This window comes from Mucilaginibacter gilvus, from assembly GCF_004054195.1.
In the GTDB taxonomy this organism is placed as follows: Bacteria; Bacteroidota; Bacteroidia; order Sphingobacteriales; family Sphingobacteriaceae; genus Mucilaginibacter; species Mucilaginibacter gilvus.
Map to the genome: position 1 here is coordinate 93,411 of NZ_SBIW01000030.1, position 17,184 is coordinate 110,594.

Annotated in this window: 13 protein-coding genes; 8 read left to right on the plus strand and 5 right to left on the minus strand. The window is 46.1% G+C overall.

The features are described 5' to 3' along the window. Positions 1-83: 83 nt before the first annotated feature. Positions 84-3,746, minus strand: a complete 3,663-nt coding sequence (locus EPL05_RS23215) for a VIT domain-containing protein (RefSeq protein ID WP_128536373.1) — start codon at positions 3,744-3,746, stop codon at positions 84-86. Positions 3,747-4,217: 471 nt separating this feature from the next. Between EPL05_RS23215 and EPL05_RS23220 the strand changes: the two genes are divergently transcribed. The 3 genes from EPL05_RS23220 (at position 4,218) to EPL05_RS23230 (ending at position 7,927) form a co-directional block, all read left to right on the plus strand. Beyond that, positions 4,218-5,003: a succinate dehydrogenase cytochrome b subunit gene (locus EPL05_RS23220; RefSeq protein ID WP_128536374.1), complete on the plus strand. Its 786-nt coding sequence runs from the start codon at positions 4,218-4,220 to the stop codon at positions 5,001-5,003. Positions 5,004-5,091: 88 nt separating this feature from the next. Further along, the gene (locus EPL05_RS23225) at positions 5,092-7,026 is read left to right on the plus strand and encodes a fumarate reductase/succinate dehydrogenase flavoprotein subunit (RefSeq protein WP_128536375.1); all 1,935 of its coding nucleotides are present in this window, start codon (positions 5,092-5,094) and stop codon (positions 7,024-7,026) included. A 109-nt stretch (positions 7,027-7,135) separates the two neighbouring features. Continuing rightward, entirely contained in the window at positions 7,136-7,927 is a 792-nt protein-coding gene (locus tag EPL05_RS23230) for a succinate dehydrogenase/fumarate reductase iron-sulfur subunit (RefSeq protein ID WP_128536376.1), read from the plus strand. 355 nt (positions 7,928-8,282) lie between these two features. Here EPL05_RS23230 and EPL05_RS23235 read toward each other — a convergent pair whose 3' ends face one another. The 4 genes from EPL05_RS23235 to EPL05_RS23250 all read right to left on the minus strand — a co-directional run bounded on the left by EPL05_RS23235 (position 8,283) and on the right by EPL05_RS23250 (position 12,977). Beyond that, positions 8,283-8,756, minus strand: coding sequence for a TlpA family protein disulfide reductase (locus tag EPL05_RS23235; RefSeq protein WP_128536377.1), 474 nt, complete (start codon positions 8,754-8,756; stop codon positions 8,283-8,285). Between the two features lie 33 nt (positions 8,757-8,789). Further along, positions 8,790-9,806 carry a Gfo/Idh/MocA family oxidoreductase gene (locus tag EPL05_RS23240; protein WP_128536378.1) on the minus strand — a complete coding sequence of 339 codons (1,017 nt, stop codon included), beginning with the start codon at positions 9,804-9,806 and terminating at the stop codon, positions 8,790-8,792. A 47-nt stretch (positions 9,807-9,853) separates the two neighbouring features. Beyond that, the gene (locus EPL05_RS23245; RefSeq protein ID WP_128536379.1) at positions 9,854-12,283 is read right to left on the minus strand and encodes a zinc-dependent metalloprotease; all 2,430 of its coding nucleotides are present in this window, start codon (positions 12,281-12,283) and stop codon (positions 9,854-9,856) included. A gap of 112 nt (positions 12,284-12,395) precedes the next feature. Then, positions 12,396-12,977 carry a DUF4142 domain-containing protein gene (locus EPL05_RS23250; protein ID WP_128536380.1) on the minus strand — a complete coding sequence of 194 codons (582 nt, stop codon included), beginning with the start codon at positions 12,975-12,977 and terminating at the stop codon, positions 12,396-12,398. Between the two features lie 145 nt (positions 12,978-13,122). Between EPL05_RS23250 and gcvH the strand changes: the two genes are divergently transcribed. The 5 genes from gcvH to EPL05_RS23275 all read left to right on the plus strand — a co-directional run bounded on the left by gcvH (position 13,123) and on the right by EPL05_RS23275 (position 17,157). Continuing rightward, positions 13,123-13,503 carry a glycine cleavage system protein GcvH gene (gene gcvH / locus EPL05_RS23255; RefSeq protein WP_128536381.1) on the plus strand — a complete coding sequence of 127 codons (381 nt, stop codon included), beginning with the start codon at positions 13,123-13,125 and terminating at the stop codon, positions 13,501-13,503. Next, positions 13,503-13,898: a VanZ family protein gene (locus EPL05_RS23260; protein ID WP_128536382.1), complete on the plus strand. Its 396-nt coding sequence runs from the start codon at positions 13,503-13,505 to the stop codon at positions 13,896-13,898. Before gcvH ends, EPL05_RS23260 begins: the two co-directional genes overlap by 1 nt. A gap of 200 nt (positions 13,899-14,098) precedes the next feature. After that, positions 14,099-14,314 (plus strand): FeoA family protein, encoded by a 216-nt coding sequence (locus EPL05_RS23265; RefSeq protein ID WP_128536383.1) that lies wholly within the window; start codon positions 14,099-14,101, stop codon positions 14,312-14,314. A 13-nt stretch (positions 14,315-14,327) separates the two neighbouring features. Then, a complete protein-coding gene (gene feoB, locus EPL05_RS23270) occupies positions 14,328-16,439 on the plus strand; it encodes a ferrous iron transport protein B (protein WP_128536384.1) in 2,112 nt (703 codons plus the stop codon). 106 nt (positions 16,440-16,545) lie between these two features. Further along, complete coding sequence (locus tag EPL05_RS23275) at positions 16,546-17,157, plus strand: SprT-like domain-containing protein (RefSeq protein ID WP_128536385.1); 612 nt, start codon at positions 16,546-16,548, stop codon at positions 17,155-17,157. Positions 17,158-17,184 lie beyond the last annotated feature (27 nt).

Genomic DNA, 17,184 nt, shown 5'->3' on the forward strand with positions numbered 1-17,184 from the left:
AATAAACGAAAAAAATTGACCGCCAAAAATTGTTTGCTATAAAAAACCGGAGCGGCATTGCTACCGCCCCGGTAAATCAACACTTACTTAAAATCAAGGTCGCCTATGTATACCGCGCCTTTAGCATCTTTTTGCATTTGCAGTACGATCAGTTCTTTTTTCTCCTGCGGACTGCCATAGTGAGTAAACAATTCGGCCATTACAGTAGTAGGCCCTGCAATGGTAGCCTGGGTATCGCCATAATAGTTTATCTCAATTTTATAAGTGCCTTTGATGGCTTTCTTCAACAGGAACTGCTCTGGGCCAAAACCCTGGGTCATGTCGTCAGATATGCGGCCACCCAATTGAGTGCGGTTGTGACTGTAAAGGCATTTTTCACCGTTGGGGTCGGTTACCCACAGGTCAATATCGGTATTGTTCATATTCCAGTCCATCACAATGCGGATATCTGCCGGGAGCGATTTGATCACCTTTTTTGAAATGCCCGAAACGTTTACCTTGCCTTTGTTCAAGGCTATTATCCTGTTTATCTCCGGCAGGAAGATCTCTTCAATCCCATCATAAAGGTTTTCGGCATCCCTGGTGTAACTGGTTACCATGGCTTTATAAAGCACATCCAAGGCTTGCTGGTGTTTGCCTGCGTCGTCCAATGCCTGCCCATAATCGCGGAAGCTTTGCGGATCAAGCGGGCGCAATTCGGTTATCTTTTTGAATACGAAGAGCGCGGCTTCATAATCGCCAAGCTGTTTTAATTTGTAGCCGAGCATTTTGTATAGCTCGTAGCTATCCAGCCCCATTTCGGCCAGGTTGCTTAGTATCCGCAGGCCTAATTCTTTGTCGCCTGTTTTTATGAAATAATCGGCCACATCAAAATAGTAAACCGGGTTAGCGGCGAAGGCGGTACGCAACTCCAGGTATTTTTGGTACTGACCTGCTTTGCCTGCTTTTTGGATGGTTTTCAGGTAGTCGGCATCCGGTGCTTTGTAGGCGATGGTGATGCCTTCTGGTTGGGGCGTAGGGTTGGCAACAGAATCGGGAGCCGGTACCACAGGTTTTGCCGCCGCGCCTTTTTTGGTGGTTACTACAATAACGCCGTTACTACCACTACTACCATAGATAGCGGTTGCTCCGGCATCTTTTAATACATCAATAGATTGGATATCATTTGGGTTTAATCCTTCTAAACTACCACCCTGTACACCATCTATTACATATAAGGGTTTAGCCGCGCCTATCGCGGAAGTGCCTCTGACAGATACGTTCGTATTACTACCCGGCGCACCTTGCGTTACTACGGTAACCCCGGAAGCCTGCCCTGCCAATGTTTGGTCAATTGCAACATTTGGCGATTGCACCGCCAGGCCGGCAACTCGTCCTGATAGGCCATATGCCATTCCAGTGATCGGTCTGTCAATATTTTTCTCTGTGACTATTGTTGTGGCAGCTGTGGTTTCTACGCGGACATCTGCATTTGCGTTCGGGGCAATGTTTCCTACCATTCGCGGCTCCGATTCCTTATCATTCCCTGCATTCGCTTTGTATGTTGTAGCATTAATGGTCGATACCGAACCAGTAACATCCCGTCGCCTAACCGAGCCATAACCAAGAACCACAACCTCATTCAAATTGGCAGAAGATGCCGCCAGGCTAACATTAACCAGGCCGTTTACATGAGGTGTACTTTGCCAGCTGGTATACCCAATATAGGATATCTGTAAGGCCGTACCTGCGGGCAGGCCTATGCTAAAGTTACCGCTTAAGTTGGTTTGGGTACCTATAGTTGTTCCCCTTGCAGTTACGGTAGCCCCCACAATGGGCTCCCCGGTTGCTTTATCTAAAACCCTGCCGGTTATCAGGCGGTTATTCCCATTTAAGCCATTGCTCAGGACGTGCCTCACTGGTTGTGGCGCTACCGGATTGCTTGCAACAGCGCGCGGCTTAACAACCTGTTTTGCCGGTTTTGGAGTGGGTTTCGGTGTAAAATCTGTATTCCACCATTCGGTGAGGGTTTGCAGCATATTTTCTGCCCCAATAAGATTTGCATCGGCCGCCTTCGGCTCATCATCATTGTTTCTCCTTTGCTTCATAATGGCATCGTATTGCGCCCTTAACTCCGTCGGTGGTTCAATGCCATATTGTATGTAGTCGTTTATGGTTTCCAACACAATAAGCGAGGTGTTGCGGGTAACAATGCCAAACCGTTTGCCCAATGATTCTATCTCCTGGCGGTTATCATCATAATTAATATCCAGTTCAGTTATCTTTTTCTGCGCCCATAGTTTGGCCACATCCACGTTATCCACGGCGTTTGCCTGCAGATCGAGCGTAACCTGTTTTTCTACACTTACTCTGTTGCCGTAGCCATATTGCAGGGTGATGGTTTGGTTAGGGTTTTTAGTAATACCCGCTAAAGAGAATGCGCCGCTCACTGTAACAGGCAGCGATGGATAATTATCCTCCACGGTGCTGCCCGCTTTAATGCCTAAAAAGCGTAGTGGCTGAATGGTGAGGGTGCTCATCGCTTTGGCTACATCATCCCTGGTCAGGTCTATCAACTCGCCGTTCGTTTTTTGGGTTATTAGTTTCAGATTGCTGTAATCTGCCGCTGCGGATGAGTTGATGCAGTAAACCGGCTTGCCGTTTAATTTTATTTGCCCTTCGCCAAAGGTTTGGTGCCCGTCGCTCATCAATAAATATTCATCAGCAGGGTATTTGTTGAGGTCGAGCCTGGCTAAATTTGTTGCGCCATCATAAGTGGTATGTTCCAGGTCGGTTTTAAGGGCATCCCAGTTGCCGTTGGTAATGGTGTAGGATTTGTTTTTTAAAACAACGTTGCTGAAAGCGATGAGGTTTACCTGGGCATTGTTCAGCTTTTTAAAATAAGCATCCAGAAGGGCAAGCTCTTTTTTTACATCGCGGTTAGCTGCGCTGAGCGATGCATCCCAAAGTAAACCAATGCTATGCGGCAATAGCTTGTTGGTGGTTTGTGCCGGGATGGCGGTATTAATAAACCAATAGTATTTATTGCCCTGCGCCTGTATCATCACCTCAGCAACATCTTTTGGTTTGGGGATATAGAACGACAGGGAGTGGCCGGGTGTGTAGTTCGTTTTTTCTATAGATGATGAATAAGTGTTTTGATGCTTGTCGAATTTTAGTTCATAAGCACTGGTATCATCGGCAACCGGGGCTGTGGCACTTTGCACAACTGATGCTGTAAGCGCGAATGTTTTTACGGTATCCTGTAAGTTAAGCGGCAGCGTGAACTTCAAGCTGCCGTTTGCCGCCATAGGGATCTCTTCTTCGTAACCGATAATAACGGTACGGGTGCTGTTTGGATTAATAGGGTAGATGCGCGTGCGGAAAGTATTGCCGGCTACCTTCTCTAACAAACCCGGGTCTACCCGGCGGCGCTCTATAGATTCAAAAACTACTGTGCCTTTGCCACGGTCCACAGGTACAGCTTCGCGCATTTTGCCGTTAATATCCAGGGCGTACCTGCTTACGCTCACGCCATCTTTCAGCGGGAATAGCAGCGTGCCTTCCAATATCCGGTTGGTGGAATTGTGGAACGTCATTTGCCAGGTGGTGCGACTGATATTGCCATAAATGGCCACATCAATTTTTAAGTTTTGTAGTGTTACGCCGTTATTGCTTTTGCCATCAACAGTAAGCTGGGGAGATTGGGCGGTTGCCGTTTGTATGAACAGCAACAGAACGAGGATAGGTAAAGAAAGTAGTTTCATAATTGGCTGGTTTTGCAGGTAGGATGCAGATGTAAAGCGGTTTCCATAAAGATTTTTGAAAAAGTGGGAGGTGTGTAGTTTCTGCGGTTGAATCCATTAGAATATTGCGGAATTGTAATGGCGGTAGGTTGGCCCGTTCTGTAGCGCCTTGTGGCAGCATTCAGCAGGTAACTGTGACTCGCGAAAATAGTTAACAGCAACAATATTGGCGGTGACACAATATTGACACCACCCATTAATTTTTAAACAACTGATTATGAGTTTTTTATAAATGTTCACGGTGTTCACGGTGTGAGCGTGAACACCGTGAACATAACTTACTGTACATTACCAATGGAACACAAACAGACCCATTTCGGTTTTATTCTTTTAGATTGTTTCTAAATAATGATAATCCCTATCTAAAGCCGAAACCATTTATATCTTTTGGCTTTTAATAAATACTTTTGCCTAAATAAATCTGAATCAATAATGAGCGAATTCAAACAAACCTTTAACTCATCACTGGGAAAGAAGCTGATTATGGCTTTAACTGGCTTGTTTTTGTGTACTTTTTTAATTGTTCACCTGGGCGGCAACTTGTTGCTTTTTAAACACGACCAGGGTTTTGCATTTAACAGCTACGCAAATTTCTTAACGCATTTTCCTCCTATCGAAGTTATCGCGTACATCCTTTACATCAGCATTATTGTGCATGCGGTGTATGCTTTGGTATTGACCCTTAAAAACCGTAGTGCAAGGCCTGTAGGTTACGCCGTACAGCCAAAATCTGACGCGTCATGGTCGTCAAAAAACATGGGGCTTTTAGGTTCTATCCTGTTGTTGTTCATTGTGATCCACATGAGCGATTTTTGGTTTAGCTACAAGTATGATAACGTACTTAAATTTAAAGAGTACCGTACCGACCTGGCAACCAATGTAACTACTGTTGGCGAATACGTTCCGCAAGTTGCCGATTTTGAAAGATCTATCTCTACAGAAAACAATGTAGAAATTGTAAGGGTGAAAGATATTCACGCCCGTGTGCAGGAGAGCTTTAGCAAACTATGGTATGTTGCATTCTACGTAATTGCAATTGCCGCGGTAGCGTTCCACTTGCTGCATGGTTTCCAGAGCGCGTTCCGCACGCTGGGATGGGTGCACCGTAAGTACCAGCCGATAGTTTACTTCTTCGGTACATGGTTCTTCGGGGTTATTATCCCGATAGGATTCGCCCTGATGCCAATATATTATTTTTACTTGAGTTTAAATAAGTAGTTGATAAGTTAGAACAGGTTGATTAGACGGAGCCAACCACTCACCATTCACTAAATCAACCACTCACTAAATAAAAAATTAGAAAAGAATGAGTTTAGATGCTAAAATTCCGCAGGGCCCGCTGGCCGAAAAATGGAGCAAGCATAAATTTAACTTAAAGCTGGTTAACCCCGCTAACAAGCGTAAATACGATGTTATAATTGTAGGTACCGGTTTAGCCGGCGCATCTGCTGCTGCATCATTGGCCGAGCTTGGTTACAACGTTAAATCGTTTTGTTTCCAGGATAGCCCGCGCCGTGCGCACTCTATTGCGGCACAGGGTGGTATCAACGCAGCAAAAAACTATCAGAACGACGGCGACAGCGTTTACCGGTTGTTTTACGATACCATTAAAGGCGGTGACTATCGTGCCCGTGAAGGTAACGTGTACCGCCTGGCAGAAGTATCGGTAAATATCATCGACCAGTGCGTTGCACAGGGCGTACCATTTGCCCGCGAATATGGCGGCTTGCTTGATAACCGGTCTTTCGGTGGTTCGCAGGTATCGCGTACATTTTACGCACGTGGCCAAACAGGACAACAGCTATTGTTAGGCGCCTACTCGGCACTGAACCGCCAGATCCATTTAGGTAAGGTGAAAATGTACACCCGCACCGAAATGCTGGATGTGGTTACTATTGACGGACAGGCGAAAGGTATTGTTACCCGTAACCTAAAAACCGGCGAGATAGAAACACATGCAGGTCACGCGGTTTTATTAGCAACAGGTGGTTATGGCAACGTGTTTTACCTGTCTACCAACGCAATCGGTTCAAATGTAACCGCAGCATGGCGCGCGCACAAACGTGGTGCATTCTTTGCCAACCCTTGTTATACCCAAATTCACCCAACCTGTATCCCGGTTACCGGCGATCACCAGAGCAAGCTTACGCTGATGTCGGAATCGTTGCGTAACGATGGCCGTGTTTGGGCACCAAAAACTGTGGAGGTTGCTAACAAGCTCCAGAAGAAGGAGATTACTGCAGCACAGGTAAAAGAAGACGAAAGAGATTACTTCCTCGAAAGAAAATACCCATCGTTTGGTAACCTTGTTCCGCGCGACGTGGCCTCACGTAACGCCAAAGAAATGAGCGACGAGGGCCGCGGTGTTGGTACAACTGGCTTAGCCGTATACCTCGATTTTGCCGAGGCTATCCAACGCTTAGGCGAAGATACCGTAAGGGCAAAATATGGTAACCTGTTTGATATGTACTATCAAATTACCGACGAAAACCCTTACAAGCAACCTATGCGCATTTACCCGGCGGTACACTATACCATGGGCGGCCTTTGGGTTGATTATAACTTAAGCACAAACGTACCGGGCCTTTATGCCATGGGCGAGTGTAACTTTAGCGATCACGGTGCAAACCGTCTTGGTGCATCTGCACTGATGCAAGGTCTATCTGACGGTTACTTTGTTATCCCTTACACCCTCGGCGATTATCTGGCTACTATCGGCCCAAAACCGGTAGATAAAAACCACCCGGCATTCGAAAAAACAAAACAGGAGGTTATTGCCTACAACAACAAACTGCTTGCATTAAAAGGCAACAAAACAGTTGTGGAATACCACCGCGAGCTTGGCCATATTATGTGGGAATATTGCGGGATGGCACGTACCGAAGAAGGACTGACCCACGCGAAAGGGTTGATAAAAGCTTTGAAGGCTGATTTCTGGAAAAATGCCATAGTAACCGGCGAGAACGACGAAGTAAATGCGGCCCTCGAAAGAGCCGGTCGCGTTGCCGACTTTATAGAACTGGGCGAACTGATGGTGACGGATGCTTTGGCACGCCGTGAATCATGCGGTGGCCACTTCCGGTTAGAATCGCAAACACCGGAGGGCGAAGCCTTGCGCGACGACGAAAATTTCGCGTTCGTATCGGCATGGGAATTTAAAGGTGAAGATCAGGAAGAAGAACTTCATAAAGAAGAACTGATCTTCGAAAATGTTAAGTTATCACAGAGAAGTTATAAATAGTAGCAGGGATAAGTATCAAGTAGTTAGTATCAAGTAGTTAGATTTTTGTCTTGCTACTTGATACTAACTACTTGATACCAATCATCTGATACCAAAACTCAATAAAAAGATGAGTACTGGAAACATGAATCTGACGCTGAAAGTATGGCGCCAAAAAAATTCACAAACGGCAGGTAAATTTGTTACCTATAAGGCAGAAGGTATTTCTGAGGATATGTCGTTCCTGGAAATGCTGGATGTGGTGAACGAAAGCCTTACCAAAAAGAATGATGAGCCAATTTATTTTGACCACGATTGCCGCGAAGGTATCTGCGGGTCATGCTCTTTATATATTAACGGTCACCCACATGGGCCTAAAAAAGCCATTACCACCTGCCAGCTGCACATGCGTACTTTTAGTGATGGCGAAACCATTACTATCGAGCCATGGCGTTCGGCAGCGTTCCCGGTGATAAAAGACCTGGGTACAGATCGTTCTGCGTTCGACAGGATCCAACAGGCAGGCGGTTTTATTTCGGTTAATACCGGTGGCGCGCAGGATGCTAACGCTATCCTGATCCCTAAAGTTGTTGCTGATGAGGCTTTCAACTCGGCTACCTGTATTGGTTGCGGTGCTTGCGTGGCAGCATGTAAAAATGCATCTGCTATGCTGTTTGTATCTGCAAAAATTACCCAGTTAGGTTTATTGCCACAAGGCCAGCCAGAGCGTTACAGCCGCGTGCAAGCCATGGTTGCCCAAATGGACGAAGAAGGCTTTGGTAACTGTACCAACACTGGTGCCTGCGAAGCAGAATGCCCTAAAGAGATCACTCTAACGAACATAGCGCGCATGAACAACGATTTCTTCAGCGCGAAACTATTCAGAGAAGAACACGCGCACGACCATACCGGCGGCGAGTAATTTCTAAGATATCCAATAAACGAAAATCCCCGGCTACTTAGTAACCGGGGATTTTTGTTTTAATAGGTTTTTTCTACTCCTTTTCGCTGCCAAAAGCGTCCTGGCTTGTGGCCACTTGGCAGAGCGGAATTGCACTTCAACTTAATGTTTGGTTCACATGATGGCTACCTTGCACCTGGGTCATGGTGACACTATTATGGTGAAAATATGTTAACCCTGATTGTTTTTAAATTATTGATTATCAGTTATTTGAAATTTGTAGATTGAAATTGTGTTAAGTTATGTTAACCCTTATCGCAATCGCAGCGGTGGCTTTTTTGCTACCTTAAACTTTCGACTTTGATTTTCCACTCCTTTACGTTTTCTTAACAGCCGCCACCAAATCCGTGATCTTTGGCACTTTCTCGTATGCCTGTACCAAGTGGCCATCTTTGGCATAAATGGCAATGTATGGCGTGGTTTTTAGCTGATAATATTTTTGTACGGCGTAGGTATATCCCTCGGTGCCTAAGGTGAAATTTTTATAAGCTGACAGGCCAAAATCATCATTAAAGGTTTTTACCATGCGGATATCGGTAAAGGTGATCATCACTACCTGGATATCTTTAAAGCTTTTCATCACCGGTTTCATGTCATAAATAAGCTTTTGGCAATGGCTGCAATCCGGCGCAAAGTAGATCAGCATCACCGGCTTGTTCTTTTTCAGGTCGGCAGGGGTGGTCCAGGTGTTATCCAGTTTAAGCATTTTGTAGGGCGCAATTACCGGGGGCTGGGCTTTTGAGCATCCTGCCGCTATGAGCAGGGTAATGGCGAATAGTAATTTCTTCATTTTATATTTAAGCGAAACAGGGGGTTAATTTTATTAAGCTTCCAGGAGTTCCAACTGCCAGGCAATATGTTCTTCTGTTATAGGGAATAACGCATTATTACGCACGGTATGATAAACGGCATCAAATATTTGCATATAATCACCTTTGTCGGAAGCAATAGCCTCGGTTGTTTTTTTATTATCTACACCAATTGTTACCAGTTTGCCTTCGCTGCCTTCGGGTTCAAGTCCGTAAGCCTCGTCGTTTGGCATCATGCCTTTATCCAGTTGGGCTTCCTGTACATCGGTTCGGGCCTTTATAAAACTACCTAAGGTACCGTTCACCACAAATCCCGGTTGTTCTTCTGCCATCAACAGGCCTGCGGTTAAATAAACATTCAACTGGTTTGGATACGTCAGGTGAAAGTGGAAATAATCCGGCACTTCAGAGCCCTCGCGATACATGCCGGTAGTTTTATGGAAAGATAATGGACGGCCAAACAGCGCGATAACATTATCTATCAGGTGCGGGCCAAGATCGTAAACCAGGCCGTTAGCCGGGGTGTCTTTTGTTTCTTTAAATGCCTTTACACCAAGTTGCGCCTTATAGCGGTCCATCCGAAAGATAACTTCCTGCAAAGTACCCAGCCGACCACTTTCGATAACAGCTTTGGTGGATAAAAAGCCGCTATCGTACCGGCGGTTTTGATAGATCATGATATGTTTGCCCGTTTCGCGGCCAACATCAAATAGCTCTTTTACCTGGGCCGCAGTTGCAGCGGCGGGTTTTTCTACCAGTACGTGCTTACCTGCCCGCAAAGCCTTTATGGCGTGTTCCAGATGCAGGTTGCTGGGCGTATTTACAATGATCAGTTCTACCTCCGCGTCGTTCAGCAATTCGTCAATGCTGTTATAGCTAATTATATCCGGGTAAATCGCAGACGCGTTTTTTTGATTGCGCTCTACAATTCCTTTTAAGGTGAAATTGGGGTTGGTATGGATGAAGGGTGCATGGAATATTCTGCCCGACATGCCATAGGCCATTAACCCGGTTACTATTGTTGCTGCCATGTTATTTGTGTTTAAGCCGCCGCAAGATAGCTGCTTTTGTTTAATTATTAATGGCTCATATCCTCATCCGCGCCAATGGGCGAGCCATCTGGCATCACCAATGGTTTTGCCGGCTGGAATTTATCCGGTGTTTTCTCAAACTGGCTAATCTGCGATAAGCCGAACAGCAAATTTGCTTTGCGGCTATCGGTGGCCATTGGCAAAACGCTTTGCATCCATTTTTTAAGGTCGTCTATTTGGAGCAACGCAATGCTGCGGACATTTTCGGCGGCATTGGTGTTCGCGGCTAACTGTAGTATTTGTTTCAGTGTTAAATTATTTATCAGCCTTTGCAATTCGCCCTTGTATCCTATAGGCTGCGGGGCTTTCCAGGTTTTGGCTACTAATTTATTCAGCACAGGGAGTAAGCCGGGCTGCGTGTTATCGCGCGATTGGTATTCTATCAGTCTTGCGGCCCGCTCAGGGTGCAGCATAAATGATAAGGTGGTGCCCGCCGCTGATTCGGCAGCAGCCATCGGGTCGAACGTTACGCCGGTACGCGATTTAAATGTTTCCCGGGTGCGGGGATAACCAGTAGGGCGCGGGGGGATCATCGCTATTAATTTTTCGGGCAATGCCAGGGCTTCCGGTGTTATTGTTCCCATCAGGGCATCAAAAGCTTTCCACTGCTCTGCGGGGGGCACAAATTTGGTGATGGTTTGCCCGTCGTTTTTAAGCGCGAAGCTATAATATAAGCCGCCCAGCATTTTTGATGCCGCCTCGGTTTGGTAACGGTGGATGAGGTACATAGGCACCAACACTTCTTCCAGCGTAGCCATAGGTGCATCCTGGCGGATGGCCTTTGCAGAGAAGTTATCCAGTACCTGTTTGCGCAAGATCATCAACCTGTTCAGTTCATCGGCGGCATTGTTACCGCTATCCCAAAGATGTGCCTGCGGATGCGCGCTGCCGGCGGGGCGGGCATCCTCGTCAGAAATGTATAAGTACCCTTGTTTAATGGTTTCGGAGATGATGCCTTTTAGGGCTTCATCCTCGTTAGTTCCCTTTGCAAAATCCTGGTAGCCGTAAAAGATGGCGCGTTTATCATAACCGCCTATCTCGGTTTTGTAGGCTTTGCTTATATCAATGGTGCCATCGGTATTCAGGCTAACTACCGGTGGCGGATAATCCATCACCGATGCTCTGTCGTTCACACTTGCGGTAAAATTGTGCTGCAGGCCCAGCGTATGCCCAACCTCATGTGCCGCCAGTTGGCGCAGCCGTGCTAAAGCCAGTTGCAACATTTTATCGCTTACGGGCTTACCGTCTTCGTAGGGTTGTATCAATCCTTCGGCTATCAAAAAATCCTGCCTGTCGCGCAGCGAACCTAAAGATACCTGCCCTTTAATAATTTCTCCGGTACGCGGGTCGTTGATAGAGGCGCCGTACGACCAGCCCCGCGTAGATCGGTGGATCCATTGGATAATATTATAACGTACGTCCATCGGGTCGGCATCCTCGGGCAGTAATTTTACAATAAAAGCATTTTTATAGCCCGCCGCTTCAAAGGCCTGGTTCCACCAGCCGGCACCTTCTATCAGGGCACTGCGAACAGGCTCTGGTGCGCCGCGGTCTACATAGTAAACAATAGGTTTAACTGGTTCGCTCATGGCGGCCGATGGGTCTTTCTTTTCTAAACGATGCCTGCTTAACAATCTTTTTACGATTGGGTCGCCAATAGGGGTAGCGAAATCCATATACTCAATGCCGAAATATCCCGAGCGGGTATCAAATTTGCGGGGCTTGTACTTCTCGTCGGGCAGTTTGATGAACGATTGGTGCATCCGTACGGTTACTGCATTTGCATCCGGCGTAACGGAGCTGAGCTCGGCCCCGCTGGCTTTGCCCGCTAAGGTGATGATCGCCTCGAACTCCGTGTTATCCGGGAAGCTTTTTGTATTGGGCAAAAACACGGCGCTTCGGCTTTCATCGGTACTAAAACTGCCCTGGTCGTTGCTGTTCAGCTTTTCTGCCAGGTGATGGTTATCGCGCAGCAGGAAAGGTGTAAGGTCTATCAAAACTTTATCGCCATCATCGGCAATAGTCGTAGTACCCCAAATGGCCGATTGCGCAAAGGCTTCCGCTACCGATTTTCGCTCATCGGCATTATTACTCACCGCCCTGAAGTTGTAGTTAGGCTGTATCAGCAAAACTTTCGGCCCAATTTTAATGAATTTTACAATGCGGCTATCACCTATCTGGCCGCGGTCGAGCCCAAGGTCGTTGGAGCCTACACCCGCGGGCAGCGAGTTTACGTACAAAAATTCCTGGTTCAGTTTATCTATCTCCAAATAGATCTTGCCCGCTTTCTCGTCCCAATAAAAATTAAAATAACCGCTGTATTTGGTAAGTCCCTGTGTTTTGGACTGGATGCTTTGGGCTTTTACAAACGAGCAGCAAAAAAGAAACAATAAGAGGAAAGGAAGGTGCTTTTTCATTCAGGAGAATTTTATCTCCTAAAGTATTCAATTGAGCTGCCTTATGCAAAACCAACAGCACAAAAAAAGGGACGGGCCAATGGCCTGTCCCTTTCAAAAGATTAAGCAAAGCTTATTTCATAGCCTTTTGTATCGCTTCTATCTTGGCTAAGTGAGCCTGTACAGTAGGCAGGGTTTTGGTGGCAAAAGCCATTAGCTCCATGTCCTTGCAGTTTTTTGAGGCATCTTCCAGCATCGAGGCTACTTTTTTGTGCCCGTCTACCATGGCATCTACGTAAGCTTTATCAAACTCTTTGCCCGACTTTTTTCCCAAATCGGCTGCCATTTTCTGGTGATCTTCATCAGGTGCAGTAGGCAGTGTAATATTTTTTGTTTTGGCTATTGCCATTAATTCCTCATTGGCTTTAGTGTGATCCATTACCATCATGCTGGCAAATTCTTTTACCTGCGGGTTCGTTGCTTTTTCAGCAGCCATTTTGCCTGCCGCAACTTCTGCCATACCGGCACTTGCTGCATCAGTTGCAAATTTGGCATCCATTTCAGCAACTGCAATACCAGTGCTGCCGTTGGTAGTGGTGTCTTTAACAGCGTTTACGCTGTCGGCTGTTTCTTTGCTGTCTTTTGCGGCGTTGTTACATGCCTGGAACGATAGTGCTGCAAGCGCTATCATTGCTGCTAAACTAATCTTTTTCATCTTGTAGGTTATTTTTTTGTTTTTATAGTTAACATAGTTTGCTGTGTTTGGTTTTAAATGAAACTTCATTGCCTTGTTTAAAATTATGCCGGGCATTGTTATACCTTAAAGTTTTATTATTTTTGAACACATAAATTAAACAGACATGAATTTCCCTGCCGAATTAAAATATACAAAAGATCACGAGTGGATACGCGTTGAAGGCGACATAGCTACAATTGGTATCACCGAGTTTGCACAAGGTGAATTGGGTGATATTGTTTATGTAGATATCAACACCGTAGGCCAGGATGTTGCCAAAGAAGAAGTTTTTGGTACAGTTGAAGCCGTAAAAACGGTATCGGACCTGTTTATGCCGCTCGATGGGAAAATTTTAGAAATAAATCCCTTGCTGGATAGCCAACCAGAACTGGTAAATACCGACCCGTATGGCGATGGCTGGATGGTAAAGATAAGTTTAACAAATGTCGCTGATGCCGAAACCCTATTAACTGCAGACGATTATAAAAGCGTTATTGGCGCCTAATGGGAGCACGCATTAAACCATACCGGCCCGCTATTTTGTGGGCCTTATTTATTTTGGTGATATGCAGTATACCTATGGGTAGCGTTGGTTCGTCGCGCCTGTTCTTCCCTGGGTTTGATAAGTTAACGCACTGCGGATTGTTTTTTGTGCTTGCTGTGTTATACTGCTACGGTAGCATCCGGAAATTTAAAACGCGCCAAGTTCGCAGTGAAATAGCTATTAAGAACACCATTGTTTTAATTAGCTATGGGGCGCTGATAGAAGTGCTGCAAATGTACATTTTTACCTGGCGCAGCGGCGATATGGCCGATTTATTTGCCGATACTGTTGGAGCGTGTATGGGGATATTTGGTGTTTTGGTTACATCTAACGCGTTGAATCATGAAAGTATTTAGGTGTGTTGTTATAGCGGTTGTTGGCGCCGTTATTCTTTCTTCTTGCGGCCTTTTTAAAAAGGATTGCAACTGCCCGCATTTCGGAATGAAGAAAACGCCCGTTAAAGTTTACAATGCGGCAACATTTTCATAAAAAATCACGCTAATCTTATTTGGATTTAGTATAAATAACCATATATTTGTGTCATAAATAAATGCAAATGACACTTTCACAGCTTGAAATAGGAGAAATCGGAATAGTAAAAGAATTTACTGACCTGGAAATGTCTGTTAAGCTGATGGAAATGGGTTGCCTGCCCGGCGAAGAGGTTAGGGTATCGCGCATAGCGCCGCTTGGCGATCCTATCGCCATTCATGTATCCGGCTACCAGTTAAGCCTGCGCAAATTTGAAGCATCAACCATTATTTTGCAGTAGTACCTTGTAGGCATTGAAAGCTGATATCAGAGTAGCGCTTGTAGGCAATCCCAATACCGGTAAATCGACACTTTTTAACGCGTTAACCGGCTTAAACCAAAAAATAGGAAATTTTCCGGGTGTTACGGTTGATAAAAAGCTTGGCTATTCCCAGCTACCCGATGGCCGCAGCGCCGAAATAGTAGACCTTCCCGGAACGTATAGTTTATACCCTAAAAGCCGAGATGAATCTATCGTGTTTTCGGTACTGGCCGAAAAGAATGGCGACCTAACACCCGACCTGGTAGTTGTTATACTCGATGCTACCAATCTCAAACGAAACCTTTTACTCTATACCCAGGTTGCCGATCTGAAAATCCCGGTAATCATTGCCCTCAACATGATAGACCTTGCCAAAAAAGGTGGGGTTATTATAGATATAGACCAGCTTGCAAAAAAGTTAGGCGTACCCGTAATCCCCATTTCGGCGAGAAAGCTGGAGGGCATTGCCAATTTAAAGGCGGCCATTTCGTTTGCAAATAAGTTCGCGCTGCAGGAGAGCAGTATTGATGTGAAGGCTATTGCGCCGGAATTGATCGATGCCATTTGCGGCGAAATAGATACGGAAAACCCATACTTTGCCCTGCAACTGGCGCACCAGCACGAAACTTTAAAATTTTTAACGCCCGCCCAAAGTGATAGGATAGAAGAGCTGGAAAAGGAGCATTCTTTCCATTCGCAGAAGGCGCAGGCCACCGAAACCATTGCCCGGTACAATTACATTAACGATGTTTTATACGATACGGTAAAAACGCCGGTAACCGCCCAAGACGAAAGCCATAGTAACAAGATAGATAAGATCCTCACCCATCGCGTTTTTGGGTTTGTTATTTTCATGGGGATCTTGCTGTTTATGTTTCAGTCGATATTTGCGTGGTCGGCGTATCCTATGTCGCTTATCGAAGAACTTTTTGTGCTGATACAAGGGGGCTTAAGGGATATTTTACCAGCCGGACCTTTAACCGACCTGCTGATAGATGGCGTAGTTGCCGGCCTCAGCGGCGTGCTGGTTTTCATCCCGCAGATAGCTATACTGTTCGCATTTATATCCATACTGGAAGATACCGGCTATATGGCCCGCGTTACGTTTATGATGGACAAGATCATGCGTAAGGTGGGGCTTAACGGAAAATCGGTTGTACCGTTGATAGGTGGTTTTGCCTGCGCGGTACCATCAATCATGAGTACCCGCACCATCGAGAACTGGAAGGACCGAATGATCACTATTATGGTTACCCCATTGGTGGCTTGTTCGGCCCGCCTGCCTGTTTATACATTGCTCATTGCCCTGGTGGTGCCCAGCCGGAACATTTGGTGGATCTTTAACCTACAGGGACTGGCGCTTACCGGCATGTATGTGCTCAGCCTAATATCGGCAGTGATAGTGGCGTGGGTGATGAAGTTCATTTTAAAATCCCGCGAACGCGGTTACTTTATTATGGAGTTGCCCGTGTACCGGATGCCAAGGTGGAATAATGTTTTATTCTCGATGTACGAACGGGCTAAGACCTTTGTGTTGGAGGCGGGGAAGGTGATCATCGCAGTATCCATTATTCTTTGGGTGCTGTCTTCTTACGGCCCTGGCGACAGGTTTAAGAACATCGAACAAAAATATAATGCGCCGCAATACGCGCGAAGCATGAAGCCTGATAGCCTTGCCCGCGTGATCTCTACCGAAAAACTGGAAAACTCCTACGCGGGCGTTTTAGGCCATGCTATAGAGCCAGCGATAAGGCCGCTGGGTTTCGATTGGAAAATTGGCATCGCGTTAATAACATCCTTTGCCGCCCGCGAGGTATTTGTAGGTACCATGGCCACCATTTACAGCGTAGATGGCGATGCCGACCGCATAGATTCGGTGCAACAAAAAATGCGTAACGCTAAAAATCCCGACGGCAGCCCGGTATTTACACTGGCAGTGGCCTTCTCACTAATGATGTTCTACGCATTCGCCATGCAGTGCGCCAGTACCGTGGCCGTTGTTTACCGCGAAACTAAAGACTGGCGCTGGCCCGCGGCGCAATTTGCCTATATGACCGCGCTGGCTTATGGAGCAGCGTTCCTTGTATATCATTTGCTTAAGTAAGTGTAAAGTAAAAAGTATAAGGTTTAAAGTAATTGGTTGCGTTGGCTTGGTCTTTTCAACTTTTAACTTTCTGCTTTTAACTCTATCTTTGGGTTAGAGGTAAAAATTGGATAAAGTAAAAGTTTTAGAAAGATATCTTCCGCCGGAGGCGGCACCCTTAATTGGCCGCTGGATAGATTACTTTAAATGCGAGTTTAAAATTTCGCGTAATCGCGGCACCAAATTTGGCGACTACCGCGCTCCCTACGATGGTAAAGGCCATCGCATCTCCGTTAATTTCGATCTGAACCCATATGCGTTCCTGGTAACCACCGTACACGAGTTTGCCCACCTGCATACCTGGAACGAGCATAAGCAAAAAGCAAAACCCCATGGCAGCGAATGGAAGGCGAACTTTAAGAAAATGATGCAGCCTTTCTTCGAGAAGGATGTTTTTCCGCCGGATATTAAACAGGCGATTACTAACTATTTAAATAACCCGGCAGCCTCCAGTTGTTCGGACCTTACCCTGTTTCGCTCCCTCCGCAAATACGATCCGGTGAAAGAATCGGTACATACGGTAGAAAAGCTGCCTATAAAATCCCTGTTCAAACTAAAAGACGGCCGGGTTTTCCGTAAGGAAGAGAAATTGCGCAAGCGCTATAAATGCGTAGAGGTGAGCAGTAGAAGGGTTTATTTGTTTAGCCCGGTAGCGGAGGTGGAATTGTTGGAGGGGTAAAGAGTTCATCGGTTCCCCACGCGTCAT

What these genes read in the sequence shown, in the direction of transcription:
- EPL05_RS23215 (WP_128536373.1), bottom strand. Translation starts at nt 3,746, where the DNA reads ATGAAACTACTTTCTTTACCTATCCTCGTTCTGTTGCTGTTCATACAA.
- EPL05_RS23220 (WP_128536374.1), top strand. Translation starts at nt 4,218, where the DNA reads ATGAGCGAATTCAAACAAACCTTTAACTCATCACTGGGAAAGAAGCTG.
- EPL05_RS23225 (WP_128536375.1), top strand. Translation starts at nt 5,092, where the DNA reads ATGAGTTTAGATGCTAAAATTCCGCAGGGCCCGCTGGCCGAAAAATGG.
- EPL05_RS23230 (WP_128536376.1), top strand. Translation starts at nt 7,136, where the DNA reads ATGAGTACTGGAAACATGAATCTGACGCTGAAAGTATGGCGCCAAAAA.
- EPL05_RS23235 (WP_128536377.1), bottom strand. Translation starts at nt 8,756, where the DNA reads ATGAAGAAATTACTATTCGCCATTACCCTGCTCATAGCGGCAGGATGC.
- EPL05_RS23240 (WP_128536378.1), bottom strand. Translation starts at nt 9,806, where the DNA reads ATGGCAGCAACAATAGTAACCGGGTTAATGGCCTATGGCATGTCGGGC.
- EPL05_RS23245 (WP_128536379.1), bottom strand. Translation starts at nt 12,283, where the DNA reads ATGAAAAAGCACCTTCCTTTCCTCTTATTGTTTCTTTTTTGCTGCTCG.
- EPL05_RS23250 (WP_128536380.1), bottom strand. Translation starts at nt 12,977, where the DNA reads ATGAAAAAGATTAGTTTAGCAGCAATGATAGCGCTTGCAGCACTATCG.
- gcvH (WP_128536381.1), top strand. Translation starts at nt 13,123, where the DNA reads ATGAATTTCCCTGCCGAATTAAAATATACAAAAGATCACGAGTGGATA.
- EPL05_RS23260 (WP_128536382.1), top strand. Translation starts at nt 13,503, where the DNA reads ATGGGAGCACGCATTAAACCATACCGGCCCGCTATTTTGTGGGCCTTA.
- EPL05_RS23265 (WP_128536383.1), top strand. Translation starts at nt 14,099, where the DNA reads ATGACACTTTCACAGCTTGAAATAGGAGAAATCGGAATAGTAAAAGAA.